General features: G+C 35.8%; 9 protein-coding genes, 1 tRNA gene and 1 riboswitch. Of the genes, 2 read left to right on the top strand and 8 right to left on the bottom strand.

Features of this window, described 5'->3' with window-relative positions; all coding sequences use genetic code 11:
* Positions 1-31 precede the first annotated feature (31 nt).
* A complete protein-coding gene (locus C1A06_RS08985) occupies positions 32-1,708 on the top strand; it encodes a helix-turn-helix domain-containing protein (protein ID WP_159461396.1) in 1,677 nt (558 codons plus the stop codon).
* Positions 1,709-1,859: 151 nt separating this feature from the next.
* On the opposite strand, the gene C1A06_RS08980 is transcribed toward C1A06_RS08985, so the two are convergent.
* The 4 genes from C1A06_RS08980 to C1A06_RS08965 are packed head-to-tail and all read right to left on the bottom strand — an operon-like array spanning position 1,860 to position 7,879.
* Positions 1,860-3,233, bottom strand: a complete 1,374-nt coding sequence (locus C1A06_RS08980; RefSeq protein ID WP_101689921.1) for a DUF5074 domain-containing protein — start codon at positions 3,231-3,233, stop codon at positions 1,860-1,862.
* Between the two features lie 32 nt (positions 3,234-3,265).
* Entirely contained in the window at positions 3,266-4,573 is a 1,308-nt protein-coding gene (locus C1A06_RS08975) for a PKD-like domain-containing protein (protein WP_101689920.1), read from the bottom strand.
* An 8-nt stretch (positions 4,574-4,581) separates the two neighbouring features.
* The gene (locus C1A06_RS08970) at positions 4,582-5,784 is read right to left on the bottom strand and encodes a DUF5074 domain-containing protein (protein WP_101689953.1); all 1,203 of its coding nucleotides are present in this window, start codon (positions 5,782-5,784) and stop codon (positions 4,582-4,584) included.
* 13 nt (positions 5,785-5,797) lie between these two features.
* The gene (locus tag C1A06_RS08965; protein ID WP_101689919.1) at positions 5,798-7,879 is read right to left on the bottom strand and encodes a TonB-dependent receptor; all 2,082 of its coding nucleotides are present in this window, start codon (positions 7,877-7,879) and stop codon (positions 5,798-5,800) included.
* Positions 7,880-8,025: 146 nt separating this feature from the next.
* Positions 8,026-8,230, bottom strand: a riboswitch (cobalamin riboswitch).
* Positions 8,231-8,485: 255 nt separating this feature from the next.
* Between C1A06_RS08965 and C1A06_RS08960 the strand changes: the two genes are divergently transcribed.
* Positions 8,486-10,915 (top strand): beta-L-arabinofuranosidase domain-containing protein, encoded by a 2,430-nt coding sequence (locus C1A06_RS08960; protein WP_281253945.1) that lies wholly within the window; start codon positions 8,486-8,488, stop codon positions 10,913-10,915.
* A 322-nt stretch (positions 10,916-11,237) separates the two neighbouring features.
* Here the strand turns inward: C1A06_RS08960 and C1A06_RS08955 are convergent, their stop codons facing one another.
* The 4 genes from C1A06_RS08955 to C1A06_RS08940 form a co-directional block, all read right to left on the bottom strand.
* Positions 11,238-13,037, bottom strand: a complete 1,800-nt coding sequence (locus tag C1A06_RS08955; protein WP_101689918.1) for a helix-turn-helix domain-containing protein — start codon at positions 13,035-13,037, stop codon at positions 11,238-11,240.
* A gap of 371 nt (positions 13,038-13,408) precedes the next feature.
* Positions 13,409-13,495 (bottom strand) — tRNA-Ser (locus C1A06_RS08950).
* An 80-nt stretch (positions 13,496-13,575) separates the two neighbouring features.
* Positions 13,576-14,583 carry an aspartate-semialdehyde dehydrogenase gene (locus C1A06_RS08945; RefSeq protein ID WP_101689917.1) on the bottom strand — a complete coding sequence of 336 codons (1,008 nt, stop codon included), beginning with the start codon at positions 14,581-14,583 and terminating at the stop codon, positions 13,576-13,578.
* Between the two features lie 102 nt (positions 14,584-14,685).
* Positions 14,686-15,882, bottom strand: a complete 1,197-nt coding sequence (locus C1A06_RS08940) for an outer membrane beta-barrel protein (protein WP_101689916.1) — start codon at positions 15,880-15,882, stop codon at positions 14,686-14,688.
* Between the last annotated feature and the right edge of the window lie 121 nt (positions 15,883-16,003).

The raw sequence follows: 16,003 nt of genomic DNA, 5'->3' as shown, positions 1-16,003 counted from the left end.
TTCATTAATAGTCTTTTTTTTGTTTTGTATTGTGAAAATATTTTCGAATTCGTCAATTGATAGTTTGAAAAGTGAGATTGTTTTAGAATCGGGAGAGAAAAAGCTATATCTTTTATTTCAATTAGCTATTTGGTATCAAGATACAGAAGAGGCCTATAATATTGCATCTAATCTGGAGAAGGAATCAATTGCACAACGGAATGTACAATATCTATTGGAGAGCTATGGGTTAAAAGCTAAGTACTTTCTACATAAAAATAATGCAGACAGTATTCTATATTATTCCAGCTTGATGAATGATCTTTATGAAGATTATAAAGATTACGGAGTAGAAGTAGCTGTCCCTAATTATTATTATTCTACAGCTGCGTATTTAGCTTTAGGATACAATGATATTGCAATACATGAATTGAAAATCTTGCTGGAGAAACATCCCGAAAAGAATATTGTAATATATAATTTACTGGGAAATGCTTATTATGCTTCGGGGGAATATAATCTGGCGACTGAATATTTTCAGAAAAGTATTGATCTGAGTAAATCATGGATAGATTATTCATGCGATCCGACATTGGAAGTCTCTCTCTATGCTGGATTGATACCCTCTCTTATAAAAGAAGAAAAATATAATCAGGCTCTTAGTAATTGTTATTTTTTTGAGGAAGCAATAAATAAGCATATGAGTATTTTCCCACAAGCAACCATAAATACATACTTGATAAATCTATACTCTTTTTATGCAGTAATTTATATATCGCAGCGCGATAAGGTGAATTCAAAGAAGTATTTAGATAAGATAGAAAAAATACCTCTCGAAGGTATGCATGAAACAGTTAAGGCTGATATTGATTTTGTGAAATCTAAATACTATCATTTAATTAAAGATTATGATAGCGCATTAGCTCATCTTGGAGTGAGATTGAAATTGGATGAAATAACTAAACCTCTAAAAGTTGATCTAGAAGAGCATATGATGCATAAAATCAATATTCTTTACGATTTAAGAAAGTATAAAGAAGCTTTTAGAGAACAGCAGCAGCTAACAAATTTAAAGGACTCGTTATATCAGCACAATATGCCATTGCAGATTAGTCAGATATCAAAAAAATATGAATTAGAGAAAGCAAAGATTGAACAAGGCAAAAAAGAGGCTCAATTAGAGCGAACTCGGGCTGTCGTCGGTGGACTTACTGCTACTATCCTTCTATTGTGTGTCATCATTTTCCTGATTATACGCAATGCAAAAAAATTGAAAGAGAAAAATAAAGCACTCTTTAAACAAAATGTAGAACTGGACAAGTATATTTCTATTTTCAAAATGGAATTTACACAAAATGTGATCAATAAAGAAGACGAGGAATTGTCTTTATTTGAGAAATTAGAAAAGTATATGAAGGAGTTCGAACCATACAAAAATCCAAGCCTTTCGAAAAGTGATATAGTAGAGGCTCTTGGGACTAACAGGCAATATCTTACAGATGCGATAAAAGAGGGTTCGGGAAAGAATTATTTAGATTATATAAATGAGTATAGGTTGAACTGTGCCCGTCATTATTTGCTTTTAGATGTGTCTGCTCCTATAAGTAATGTTATTTTAGATTCAGGATTCGCGTCCAATGCGACATTTTATAGACTATTTAAAGCTAAATTTGGTATGACGCCGAATGAGCTTAGGCAAACCAAATTTGAGATAATGAGCGAAGATTAGATAAATTTGATTAGAAGATCGGAATAAGGTGTATAAAAGATATTTATATCAATGATATATCTTTTGTATATTATTGACATAACAAGAGTTAGTGAAATATAAAGCCCCTGATTCTAACTAAAATCAGGGGCTTTATGTTGTTGTCATTTAATTATTCAAAGTCGTAAGTAAAGAATACTCCGGCCGGAAAGTGTGTATGATCAGTGTAATTGTTAGATAATTTTGGCGTTTTATCCGAAAAATCGAAAACACTTATATTATTTATTAGATAATTCATTCCATAGCCTTTAATCGTATTCAGATATACTTCACCAGTTTTAGGATGGACAGCTAGATTGTTATAAACGATATTCGAATTTTCCACCAACTCTTTAGCATCAACCAATAACTCAGATTTGTTTTCGTTGAAGATATGGCGATAAATTTTAGTACTGGCATTGCTATAATATATTGTATCCCCTTTGGCACTAATGCCTGGACTTACGCCCCATCCGGCACCTAGCTTTCCTTCAGTTACTTCATTAACCTTGATTATAGAATAATCAGTCGGATTGATTTTCGTTATTTTATTTGGATTACCAGTGGTAGAAACCCATATATTTTCATCATTTGCTTTGATGACGCCCGATACAGTGCCATCAAACTCTATTGTGTGAGAAACGTTGTTCTTCCCTTTTTCCAATACAAGAACATTTTTCTTACAAGGAACAAAAACTTTATCTTTCACTACAGCCATTCTATTTTTCGAAGCACCACTTGTACCTTCTATTAGATTTAACGACTTGTCGATAGAGTTGAATAGATATACACCTTTGTTATCACGGATATAGATGTTTTCAGGATTAAGTACCGCTACATGACTAGGCCATGATAGAGTAGAGGCTATTTCCGTTTGGTAACCGGCTTCTTTCTTGAGGGTCTCAGCATTTGCAACGATAAGCATTCCATCTGCTCCTCCGTTCTGTGAAATGATGTACATCTTATTATCTTTTATGAAAAGGTCTTGTGCTACATTTCCAATTTCGGAGCCGTTTGCTTTGAAATAAGCACTATCTGTTATTACTCCTTTGGGACTAATGAAAATGAGTGATCCATTCTCTGAAGTCATATTACCTTCATTCAGAACAAATGTCCCGTATTTATATTTTCCATACACGTTAATTTTTAATTCAGAACTAGATTCTCCGTCTATATTAGAGCTGACAAGACGGATAGTATATTCTCCCATGGAGCTAGATACAAATTTGAATATTGAGTCTGTTGCAGAATCAATCTCTTTGTCGTTTACATACCAAGAAAAAGTACTTTTCGATAAACTCGAGATTGATGCTTTCAGATATACAGTATCTTCTTGTGCTGTTGATGTGACGTTTGAAATGTTTTGAATAGCAACTTCCGGAAAATTCGGATTAGAATTATTATTATTATTATTCGGATCATAGTTGTTGTCATCATCTGAACATGATAACATGAAAATAGAAGAAGCTATTAAGATGAATTTTAATTTTGAAATTAAGATTTTCATAAAATTATTGTCGTTTAATATTTTAGAAATTATTATTTACGAGTATCTATATTTATTCCTAATACATGTAGGTCTTCAACGCCTACAATCTCTGTAGAAGATTCACCTAACCACCCATTTTCTTGATTCACTCCGGTGTATATTTTGATAAAATCAACTCCAGGTAGATTAACTTTTTGTCCTTTCGAGTTTATTGCCCAACTGATATCTATAGCTGATTCATCCTTATCATTCTTCTCATTATCAGCATAGCCATAACGGAATTTGTATAGTATAAAATTGTTGCCTTTACCGCTTTCATCTATACCATTCTGAGGAAGACATGTACCTCTAAAGGTTAATTTGTCTTCTTTTATCCATTGAGGGAAATATGGTTGATTGTGGAATCCGTTCTTTACTTTATAGCCCGAATTTCCTTGATTGTCTTCCCATTTAACGTATTCTTTCTTTTCGTCAGCAGTTGTTGGTTCTTTTGCCGGACGGAAATAAGTGATTTCATAATCGCGAATAGTAACACTGTCATTCATCGCCTTATTTGCTTTAGCATACCATGGCTCCAACTTTGGATCGACATGAGAGCTACCTTCTATTTCGTACCACTCGTTATCATCTGGAATGCCATTTTTGTTACTATCATATGCTACCATGATGATACCGGGTTCGCAGCTGCCACCTTCAGGAGCATTTTTGTCTGGATTGTAATTTGAATAAAAAGCATTGCCCAGCACACGGAAATCTCGTTTCCCTGCTACATTCTTTATAGTATGGTCGAAGCCCACGACAACATAACCACCGTATCCTCCTAATGAAATCATACCTCTTTTGTTGTTTCCGATAGATGCTAATACTTTAGAGTTCATGATCTCTTGAGTATCGCCTTCTTCGTATTGAGGCATTTTATTTGTGAATTGCCCGATAGCAGGAACGAAGTCCAAAACTTTAGTGATATATGCTGTAGCATTTTCTTCCGATCCGTCTATGTCCGAAAAATTTACTACAAGCTTTGATGGGAATTCGTATTTTTTATTGGCCTGACTAACAATTAATTTTAATTGAAATTCTCCTGCTGTCTGAAATGTATAGTTAAGATTCTTAGATGTCGATATATTTTCCTCGTCAAGAAACCATTGATACGTAACGCCTTCATCCGATCGTGTTTCTATATCAATAACCAATGGTTGATTTACTTTGACGGTGTATCCTCCTTCAGGAATTGTGTAGTTTATGTGCTCTTTAGCTAATGAATATGGATCATCATCACTGCAAGATGTGAATAAACTTCCTATCGAAATAATCGATATCAGGATTACTAATGTTGGTTTTAATAGAAACTTTTTCATCGTTGTATTTAATTATTAATAGTTTTATCTTTTTGCAATTGATCTATTGTTGATAGTCTTTTGTTTGTGAAGACCATATGTGCCGGAATATCACCGGTCATAACTTCCCATTTCTTTTTACCATCAGGTGTAAAGCAGTATAGTGTACCAGGACTTACATAATCTTTGGCATCTGTGACAAATATTTCTTTCGTCTCGGGATGAATTGCTAAACCATATGGTATGGTAATGAACTTATCGGTACCATCGCTGATGAAGTTGCGTGTAACTATGTCTTGAGTCTGCGTGTTTATAATACCATATGTAATCGTACTTTCCCCAGTTAAATGGCTCCATTCGGTGCTGTATAGGTATATCGAGTCTCCACTGGCTGTCATGTTGCTACATGGTATATCCAGAACTTTGCTAACAGCATCATTTTTGTCGATTATATAGATTTTTGAACTGGCATGTAGATAATCGCCGCGCGAACTAACATAAATATTACCTTGACTATCAAGTTCCATTCGGTGCAGGTTGATTCCAACTGTTATCTTCTTAATTTCTTTGAAGGTATTGAGATCAATAACTGAAACGGTATTGTCGTAATCGGGAACACGATAACCTCCCGAGTTTGCTACATAAAGCTTATTGTCACGGATTACCATCTCTTCCGGTTGATAGCCTACCGGGCAGCTAGCTACAATACTCATGCTTGTGGTGTCTACTTTTACGACAGTACCTAATGACGATTTATCTCCGACCTGTACTGGTCCATTGTAAGAACTTACATAAGCATATCCTTTGTCGAAAGTAATGTAACGACAGTTGGTAATTGTCAGGCTCGATTCGTGTCTGGCAGTTTCAAGATTCATTACTTCGATGTAATGTGAGCAATTGATGACTGCATACAATTTATTGCCGTATATCTGAATGTCATTACCCACATCGCCAAGATACATTGTTGCATTGGGATTGAGAGACGGATAAATGTTTCGGAAATACGATCCTGTTTCCGAGTCGAAGTAATCAATAGTAGCTTTGTTGCTACCCATATTCGCTTCGTTGAGCAAGAAGAGGCCTTGAACCGGACCTTCTGTAACTTCAGGGGGTGTTACGGGAATTTCTGTTCCGGGATTAAACTTTTCATCATCGCCACGGCAAGAGCTGAATACTCCTACGATGAGTAGAGCGAGAAATAAATGTAAAATGTTTGAATGTAATTGCTTCATCATCTTATTAGTTTTAGAAGATTATATTTGCTGTAAACTTGAAATTTGTTCCGGGCATAGGGTGGTTCTCCACAACTTCATATTGTTGGTTGAATAGGTTATTGATTTCGGCCGAAAGTCTGAAATCTTTATTTTGCCAGCTAAAGGACTTGGTCAGCGACAGATCGTGAGTGTACCATGCCTGAACATAATTATCTATGATATTGGCACTCGATGTATAACGTTCGCCTGCATATATAAAACTGTAATTCAAACCCCAGCCTTTGTAGTTTGTGTTGATGATTGCTGACCCACTATGAGTGGGGATGTATGGGATTTGTCCTTTGTAGCGGATATCATGTTTTCCGCTCGAAGTGAGTTCAGGGTATGTATAATCGAGTGCCTGCTGATAGGTGTATGATAAATGGATATCGGTCGTTAAGCCTTTGGCCCACACTAACTGAGTTGCAGCACTTACTTCTGCCCCTTTTATCTTGACCATTCCCAGATTCATCATTGTCCAACGATAGGACGAGGAGGTGGGTATTGCTACAATCTTGTCCTTAATTTCATTATAATACACATCAACTTGCCCACTGATGTTTGAAATGAATGATCTATTAAAAGTCTTCGAATAGGTTGCTCCAATGTTATATTGTGTGGGGTATTCGGGGCGTAAATGAGAAATACCGCTGCCAATTACAGCATAAAATATTTCGTTGAAGGTAGGTAGTCTAAATATCCTTTTGTAAAATGCTCGGAATTGCAGATCGTGTTGCAACCATGGTTGGTATGATAAAATTACTGTAGGCATGTATTCGTCCCAATGCTTACCTATTTTTTTGAAATCAAGATATATTTGATTTTTTTCATCATAATTGGTCCCTTGCATATATGTTTCATAGGCATAAGTCCCAAGTATGTTCGCTTGAATTTTTACTTTGTCGAAATAGATAGAAGTTGCCAGAGCCAACCATCCGGTATGACGTTTAGGACTTATAAAGCTCTTGACGTTCGAGTCTAGTACATTCCACTGATAATCGGCCGATAAATTGACATTCCAAAAGGGTAGAATGCTAAACATATTGGTCGATGAAAAATACGCCTCTTGTTGTCTGTGTTTGTTGTTGATATAGATAACTTCTTGTTCATCTTTCGATGGGTCAGCCAAGTATCTGAGATAATCGTATGCATATTTTGCTTTAAGCTCCGAAGTATATTTCTTAGAGAACTTATTCTTTATCGAAGATTGGAAGAAGAAATTGCGATCCCACTGACGGCCTTTGTTTTGAAATCTACCGGGCTCTTTTTTTACTACTGCGCCCGGTAAACCTCGTTCAGATGCATAATAATATGCTCTTGTCTTCCATTCTCCGTCCTGTATTTTCCCTAATAATGCATGTTCCAAGCGATAAGCTTCAATATCTCCATTCTGACGAACCATTGTCGTGTCGTAAGAACTTTTTACTTTCTGACTGAATTTATATTTCCCGTTTGCATAAGTATAATCTGCATTGAAAGAACTGGAAATTTTGTTAGAAATTTTCTGTTCCCATAGAATTGAAGGATTTGCTAAGCCGAATGATCCTACTTTAAGCTTAATATTTACATTGTAGTTTTTATCTTCTTTGAATATGGGAGTTCGGGTAGCCATATAGATACTGCTGGCTGAAGCGAAGTCTTTTGCCGATTGGAATATGGCGCTTTTCTGACCATTGTAGAGAGAAACGGTCTCGAGATTATCTAATGAAAAACGACCTAAGTCTACAACTCCATTCTGAGCATTACCAATTTCAATACCATCGTAAAATACACCAACATGCTCTGAACCTAGACTTCTGACATTTACTGTCTTAAATCCACCGACTCCGCCATAGTCTTTGATCTGTACACCAGAAAAATAACGTAAAGCATCGGCTACATTATGGCTGCTTAAACTCTGTAATAACTGACCTGATAATTGTTGCGAAGGAATAATCTCCTGAACTATTCTTCCTTTCACAACAACGTCTTTCAGCTCTTGAATTGTATCAAGCTTGTTCTGTGCTGATACAAAGTGGCATAATATCAATAGTAGAACTATTGAGCAAATTCTTTTCGATTCAATAAAATACATTTTAGCTAATTGAACGTTATCAAATAGCTTGCAGAAAAATAAACAAATGAAGATGTAGTGATAAGAAAATCAAGTAAGTGGACCTACAAAAAACAAAATAAGATTGATCTACTCATCAGCGTCTTCAGCTCTATTCCCCGAAAGCTTTAAAACAATCAATCTTGGCAGGTTTTCTGACTTACTTCATCTTTGAAACGCCCTTCCCATTCATTGCTGAACAGTGGATTTGAGTATTGTTCAAAGACTTTGATGAAGCTTACAGCAGCGGGTCTGTTCAGGACTTACACCTGATTCCCTTTTATCACTTTTCCGTAGTATTGGAATCGTGACACCAAAATCTGTGTGCAAAGGTATATTATTAATCTGCGAGTGTGAAATATTTTAACAATTTTCTTTGTGGCTATTAATTAGTAATCTTGTTTTCTGAAAGTTAGTTCTAAATATCCTTTTCATATCTAGATATCCTATGTTATAAACATAAGTGTTGTTTTTACATTTATTATACGAATATATAGTTGAAAATTCACAAATCGTTCTATCTTTGTTAGATAGCTATAAAGTTCATCCTTTTACAATCTGATATATAAACTTATATTTCTAAATAACATGAAAAAATACTTTTTATTCCTATCCTTATTTTTGGTCGGCTTTGAGTTGATAGCCGCTGGATATGCAAAAAATATTGGAGCAAATGAATATCCTAATTCTGCGAATAATTGCAATGCACGTTTGGCTGATATGCCTCGGGTCAAATATTTTGATTTGGCAGATGTAAGACTATTAGATAGCCCTTTTAAGAATGCTCAGGAACTTGATAAGAAATATCTTCTAGAGCTAAAGGCTGATCGCTTATTAGCCCCTTTTCATCGCGAATCAGGCTTGCCTCTGAAAGACGAGAGTTATACTAACTGGGAGAATACTGGACTTGATGGGCATATCGGAGGTCATTATGTGTCAGCTTTGTCTTTGATGTATGCCTCTACGGGAGATGATGAAATAAAGAATCGACTCGATTATATGATCAGCGAACTGAAGCGTTGTCAAGATGCTAACGGGAATGGCTATATAGGAGGAGTTCCGGGAGGAAAGGCTATCTGGGATGAAATAGCTAACGGAAAAATTGATGCCGGAGGTTTTAGTCTGAACGGTAGATGGGTTCCATTATATAATATTCATAAAACTTATGCTGGTCTTCGCGATGCTTATCTCTATGCAGGAAGTCAAGAGGCTAAAGAGATGCTGATCAAGATGACAGATTGGGCAATCAAGCTGGTGTCTAAGTTAAGTGAGGAGCAAATGCAGGATATGCTACGAAGCGAACATGGTGGTTTGAATGAAACCTTTGCTGATGTTGCTGCCATAACCGGTGATGAAAAATACCTGAGATTGGCACACCAATTTTCGCACAAGCTTATATTGAATCCTCTATTGAAAAAAGAAGATAAGCTGACTGGTATGCATGCAAATACTCAAATACCAAAGGTGTTGGGTTATAAAAGAATAGCTGATATTGAAGGAAATGAATCGTGGAGCGAAGCCGCAAAATTCTTTTGGGAGACTGTTGTCGAACATCGTTCAGTCTCTATCGGAGGAAATAGTGTAGGGGAGCATTTTAACCCAGTAAACGACTTTTCGCGAATGATCAATCATATTGAAGGACCAGAGACTTGTAATACTTACAACATGTTACGACTGTCGCGCATGCTTTATGAGACATCGTTAGACAAAAAATATGTCGACTATTACGAACGCGCACTATATAATCATATACTTTCGACGCAACATCCTGATAAAGGAGGGTTTGTCTACTTTACTCAAATGCGTCCCGGACATTATAGAGTATATTCACAGCCGCATACAAGTTTTTGGTGCTGTGTTGGATCTGGTCTGGAAAATCACGCTAAATATGGGGAAATGATTTACGCACATTCTGCAAACGATTTGTATGTAAACTTATTTATTCCTTCGCATTTGAGCTGGTCTGAAAAGAATATTGAAGTAGTTCAGGAAACAAATTTTCCAGATGAGTCTGCGACAAAAATCACTATTAACCCGAAGAAAACTGCTGTTTTTACTTTGAATATACGCCATCCTGAATGGCTTAAGAAAGGTGAAGCCCGTCTATCTGTTAATGGTAAAAGTATTCCTCTTCAGGTGAATTCGTATGGTTATATTGAAATCAACAGAAAATGGAAAAAAGGAGATGTTGTAACTCTGGAGATGCCAATGAATATATCGGTGGAGCAATTGCCTGATAAATCAAATTATTATTCCATCTTATATGGACCGATCGTACTGGCTGCAAAAACAGGAACAGAGGATATGGTTGGACTTTATGCTGACGATAGCCGCGGTGGGCACATTGCTCATGGCAAGCAAATAGCAATGAAAGATATGCCGATCATCGTCAGTGATGCCAATGATATTCCATCTAAAATAACTCCCGTAGCCGGCAAGCCTCTGACATTTACATTATCGGGCTTGTATTCTGAAAAATACCCTGAAAATATGGAGTTGATTCCATTCTTCCGCTTGCACGAATCGCGTTATATTATTTATTGGCCACAAGCTACGACTGCAGATGTAGTAAAACTGAAGGCTAAAATAGCCGAAGCTGAAAAAGAGCAAATGCTACTTGATGAAAGGACTATAGATAAGGTGGTATGTGGGCAACAACAGCCTGAGTCGGACCACTTTATCAAAAGCGAACAGTCGGCTACTGGATTCATTGAAGATATTCATTGGCGCGAGGCACAAGCATGGTTTAGTTATCAGATGAAGAACAAAGAAAAGTCATCGAAATATCTTTACATCAAATATTTTGATTTCGATAAATCCCGTAATTTTGAGGTTTCGGTCAATGGGCACAAGGTCTCGGAGATGAATTTGGATGGAAAATATGCTCAGGAATTACAAACTACCTTGATTACTATACCAGCTGATGAAGCAAATAAAGAAGTATTTGATGTGAAAATCAGAGCTAATGATGGTTCTCAGACTGGAAAAATTGTAGAGGTCAGATTGTTAAAGGAGTAATTTTAATCGTAAGATATTTAATTAAATAAAAAAGCTTCACTTCCTGATTTGTATAACAAAGGAGTGAGGCTTTCTTGTTTGCGTTGTTTAAGGCTAAGAAGCTACTTTTTATTTGTGGTGTAACCTTCTTTTCATTCTTGTAGCCCGGTTGGAATTAGTCAGCTAATATCCCAAAGGATAAATTCGTAGTTTTATATTATTTGTATTTTTAAAACTATGCAGCAAAAGTAGCAGTTGCGAAATTTTTTTGTCCTTTTTTTTGCAAAAAGGTGTGTTTTTTCTGCAAAACTATTTGTTTTGACATGTTTATAGTTCCTTGTGATTAATTTAAGATGCGTCTTAATTCGTTAGGTGTCAGTCCATATACATCTTTGAAAGCTTTGTAGAATGTTGTTCTAGTCAGAAATCCCGCCTCGACAAGAATCTCGGATATTGATTTCTTTTTATTATTGATAATTTGCTCGTGAGCGTATTCAAGCCGGAAAGAATAAATGAATTCATTGAACGTTTTACCTCGTTTATCCTTTATGGCCTCTATCAGATATTGCCTGTTTGTTCCCATCTGTATTGCAAGCTCTTCACGTGTTAAATCTGGATTTAAATAACATTTTGTTTCTTGCAGATACTCCTCTAATTTCTGAATTAGGATACTGTTCTCATCAGCTTCACAGTTATTTGTTCCTTGTTGCTTAATCAATCCTTGCTGAAGGATTGCTATTTCCTTGCTCTGATTTTTTATCTCAATGTATTGATTGTATAATTGGATGTTCTTCTTAACTATTTTTCTTCTGTTTTGCCATATTAAAATAGCTATTATAATACATAACATAATAGCAAAAAAAGCGATGGAAAGGCTTCTTCTCAGTTTGTTTAACTCTCTTTCACTCTGTAGCGCTGCTATTTCGGCCTTGTCTACTTGATATAGAGCCTGCATTTCTGCTACTTGCTCCGAAAAATTCATGGCACTGATTGAATCATTTTGCCAATATAGTTTTTCCATCAGCATATATGCTTCCCTGCAATTACCCTCGGCATTTATAATCTTGGCCAGTTTGAGGTGAGCTAGCATATACGTAAATGTACTTTTCTCCAGACTGCTTCTGTCAATCATCGATAAAGCATATTCCTTTGCTCTGCTATAGTTTTTTACAGCGTACCAATAATTTGCTTCTACATAATCGTATATATCGAAATCGCTAGGTGTTGTTGCTCCTTTGTAATTCTGTTGTATGAAGTGTTTGATAGAATCAAGTTGAACCCGGGCTTTTTTCGTATTATTCGTTTTCGTATTCCATAAAGCATCGTAACAAGAGGCTCTGTGTTTGTGAAACTGATAAATGAACTCAATGTCAATATTTTCCGTGTTAGATTCTTTCAGATACTTATATGTTTCGTCAATTTTGGAGAGCAAGCTGTCTGATATTTGTAATGCTTCTTTGTATTTCTCTGAACCTCCATAAGCTATAGATAGGCCTTCCATAGGTCTGTAGAAATTGTAATTGTTTGGGGGAAGCTTAGCCGTCAATTGAGCATTGATATTGTATGCTTTTCTAAAGCATTTTATTGCTACTGGAAGATCTTTGCTGTATAAATATGCTGATCCGAGCAATGTATATGCTTCAGCTTCCAGATGCGGTGTTCTGTTCACTTTTGAATTCTCCAGCATTTTGTTCACTTCAATTAGAACGATATCATATTTGTTTTCGTTCATGTAAATGTATGATTTGGTCGTGATAGCGAATAGTTTTATTGCTTCAACATCTTTCCTTTCATCAATAGATAGGTGTTCGTCTCGATCCAGTAGATCCAAATTTTCTGAAATTTTGTTTAGATAAACTTTTATGGAATCAGTGTTCGATTGCTTGGCGTAAAAATAGATTTTTTCTTTGTAGGCATTTGTAACGTAAAGTGTATTGCTTTGTTCTTTTGCCTCTTCTTCAAGTGTTTCTATTAGTTGTAATGGGGAGTTACTATTTCTGATGTCTGCATGAATCTTTTTTAATTGATCAATGCCTTTCTCTGTATTTGGTATAGTAAAAGTATCTTTAATTTTATTCTCTGATGAGAATGTATTTTCGGAATAAAATATAATAAGGAAAAATAAAAATAATAGTCTATTCATGATCAGATACTAAGGTGTATGCCTGTATAGGATGAGTCAGTTATATTAATGTTTGGGCATAAATTTAGTTTTTTTTCTATAATAATGGAATGTTATTAAGATAAAAGTAGCGTTTAGAAAGCTGAAACTATATTTTGTATTGAATAATGCTTCTTGAGTTGATCGTTTATGCTTGAAAATCATGGATATAGTGATGGCATATCTACCTATTCTCGCTTGGAATATAAAATATAGATTTTTTCTATATTTTATGTTACTACATGCTATACTTGTTTCTTTGTCCGAAATTTTCAATTTAGTGTGACGGATAGTCTAGAACAAAAAAAGCGACCTGTTTTGGTCGCTCTTCTTTTGCTGAAATTGTAATTCTGCGGAAGCGGGGGGATTCGAACCCCCGGTACAGTTACCCGTACGTCAGTTTAGCAAACTGGTGGTTTCAGCCACTCACCCACACTTCCTGAACCCGCATCTTTACACAATTGTGTAAATTGCGTTGCAAATATAGCTCTTTGTTTCGAAACTGCAAATAGTTTATCGTTTAAATAGCTTTTTCTTTGATAAGGTATTCTGCAATCTGAACAGCATTGAGTGCTGCGCCTTTCTTTATTTGATCGGCTACAACCCAGAAAGTAAGCCCGTTAGGGTTTGAGATGTCTTCTCGTATGCGGCCTACATAGACTGCATCTTTTCCCGAAATAAATAATGGCATCGGATAAACTTTTTCCATCGGATTGTCTTCCAGAATGATGCCGTTTGCTTTAGCGAATGCCTCTTTTGCCTCTTTAGCAGATACTGGTCTTTCTGTCTCAACCCAGATTGCTTCGGAGTGAGCGCGCAATACTGGTACACGAACGCAAGTTGCACTTACTTCAATATCCGAGTGCATGATCTTACGTGTTTCGTTGTACATTTTCAATTCCTCTTTAGTATATCCGTTTTCAGTGAATACATCTACTTGAGGGATAAGATTGTATGCTAGTTGATATGCAAATTTTTCTACAGTTGCTTCTTCTTCGTTAACCAGTTGTTTGAACTGCGCTACCAATTCGTCCATACCCGAAGCCCCGGCTCCTGATGCTGATTGATAAGTAGCTACGTGTACACGTTTGATATGCGATATGTTTTCAATTGCTTTCAGTGCTACTACCATCTGTATTGTTGTACAGTTCGGATTTGCAATGATACCTTTCGGACGGACTTTTCCATCTTCACCATTTACTTCAGGAACAACCAATGGCACATCGTTATCCATGCGGAATGCACTGGAATTGTCGATCATTATTGTTCCGTGTTTGGTAATTGTCGAAGCAAATTCTACGGATGTAGAACCTCCGGCCGAAACAAAAGCAATATCAATACTCTTAAAGTCATCGTTGTGCTTCAGCTCGCGTACCGTATATTTTTTGCCCTTAAACTCATAAACAGATCCTGCGCTTCGCGCTGAACCAAATAGAGTAAGTTCGTTGATAGGGAAATTACGCTCGTCGAGCACTTTTAGGAACTCCTGTCCTACGGCACCGCTGGCACCAACAATGGCTATATTCATTTTTTAAAAAAATAAGTGTAACTATACTTTTGATTAACAAAAGTACTAAATTATGACAATATTAAAGTTTTAAAGCTGTAATATTTGCTAAATAATCTTGAATTAGAATGTATATCCCAATTTTAGTTGCCATAGGCTGATATGATCTGTACCACTTGTTTGCATATAGTCTGTTTCAGAGAACTTGTCGTAATTGAATCGTAGAAATATGAATTGATCTTTAATAATATTATACTCTACTCCCATACCTACATACCAACCTATATGAAACTTGCGGACATCATAGTCTTGTCTATTGATGATGGTACTATTACTAGCGCTAGCCCAAGTGCTATTATTCTTGATAATATAGGCACTACTAAGTCCTCCTTCAATAGATGGTCTGAGTCTATATTTGCTATATGTATAACGTAAGCCTAATTTCACTGACATATCATACATGTCGTATTTAAGGATGTTGTAGCTACTTGTGATTGGAGATTTAAGCTTTTGAGATTCTTTTTTCATTTTCGAGAATGATAGATCTACTACAAACCCAAACGATTTTGACCATCTTGGATTATTTATATATACTTGTCCTCCTAATAAAGGGAATGTAGAGCTCGCGTCGAATAGATGTCCGGAGTATGTTGTGTTTTGAATTCCGGTATATACAGAAAACTTAAATTGAAGGCCAAATTTATCAGGGTTGTCATTTTCGAAGATTATGCATGAGTTTTGTCCAGGATTGAGACAATTTTCATCGTTGTATTGTTTAGCAATTTTTATCATTGATCTTTGATAGAACTTCGATTTTTCGATAAGCTTCATCATTGTAGGGCTACTATCTCGAAAGTAATATTTAAGCATACCTACATACTTAGTATCTTCTTTCATTTTTCGATCCACTTCAACCGGCGGATGCTTTGTTATGTAGAAATGTTCTTTCCCTTCTTCTTCAAATATGAAATATGCTAATCCGTCTTTTTCAAAATAGAATAGGCTTAATCCTCCTTGAACTAGGTATTCTGCGAATATTAGTTGTTCACTATTATCTACTGTTATCGTTTTAGATATATAAAATTTGCCCTCATTGATGTATCTATATCCTTTTATTTCTCCCGGAAGATATATTTTTGAATTGTTAGATGCATCAACAAATGTGCACCTTTGTTGATTAATAGTGGAAGTGCGTAAGTCTATTTGTCCGTGTATAGTATCATTAGAGTTGGTGATGATATATCCATCGGATAGATTTTGTTGAGCGAACAGGCTTAAAATAGGTGTGAGAAAAAATAGAATTGCCAGGATCTTTTTCATAGTGTGAGTTTAGTCTGTTAATAAAACAAAAATAGCTAATATTCCCAGATTGCAAAATATTAGCTTTACTTATTCTACTTATAGAACTAAAAAGAGCAACCATTATAAGGTTGCTCTTCTA

Source organism: Dysgonomonas massiliensis (genome assembly GCF_900240225.1).
Lineage (GTDB): Bacteria > Bacteroidota > Bacteroidia > Bacteroidales > Dysgonomonadaceae > Dysgonomonas > Dysgonomonas massiliensis.
This window is presented reverse-complemented; position numbering and strand designations above follow the sequence as displayed.

What these genes read in the sequence shown, in the direction of transcription:
- C1A06_RS08980 (WP_101689921.1), bottom strand. Translation starts at nt 3,233, where the DNA reads ATGAAAATCTTAATTTCAAAATTAAAATTCATCTTAATAGCTTCTTCT.
- C1A06_RS08975 (WP_101689920.1), bottom strand. Translation starts at nt 4,573, where the DNA reads ATGAAAAAGTTTCTATTAAAACCAACATTAGTAATCCTGATATCGATT.
- C1A06_RS08970 (WP_101689953.1), bottom strand. Translation starts at nt 5,784, where the DNA reads ATGAAGCAATTACATTCAAACATTTTACATTTATTTCTCGCTCTACTC.
- C1A06_RS08965 (WP_101689919.1), bottom strand. Translation starts at nt 7,879, where the DNA reads ATGTATTTTATTGAATCGAAAAGAATTTGCTCAATAGTTCTACTATTG.
- C1A06_RS08960 (WP_281253945.1), top strand. Translation starts at nt 8,486, where the DNA reads ATGAAAAAATACTTTTTATTCCTATCCTTATTTTTGGTCGGCTTTGAG.
- C1A06_RS08955 (WP_101689918.1), bottom strand. Translation starts at nt 13,037, where the DNA reads ATGAATAGACTATTATTTTTATTTTTCCTTATTATATTTTATTCCGAA.
- C1A06_RS08945 (WP_101689917.1), bottom strand. Translation starts at nt 14,583, where the DNA reads ATGAATATAGCCATTGTTGGTGCCAGCGGTGCCGTAGGACAGGAGTTC.
- C1A06_RS08940 (WP_101689916.1), bottom strand. Translation starts at nt 15,882, where the DNA reads ATGAAAAAGATCCTGGCAATTCTATTTTTTCTCACACCTATTTTAAGC.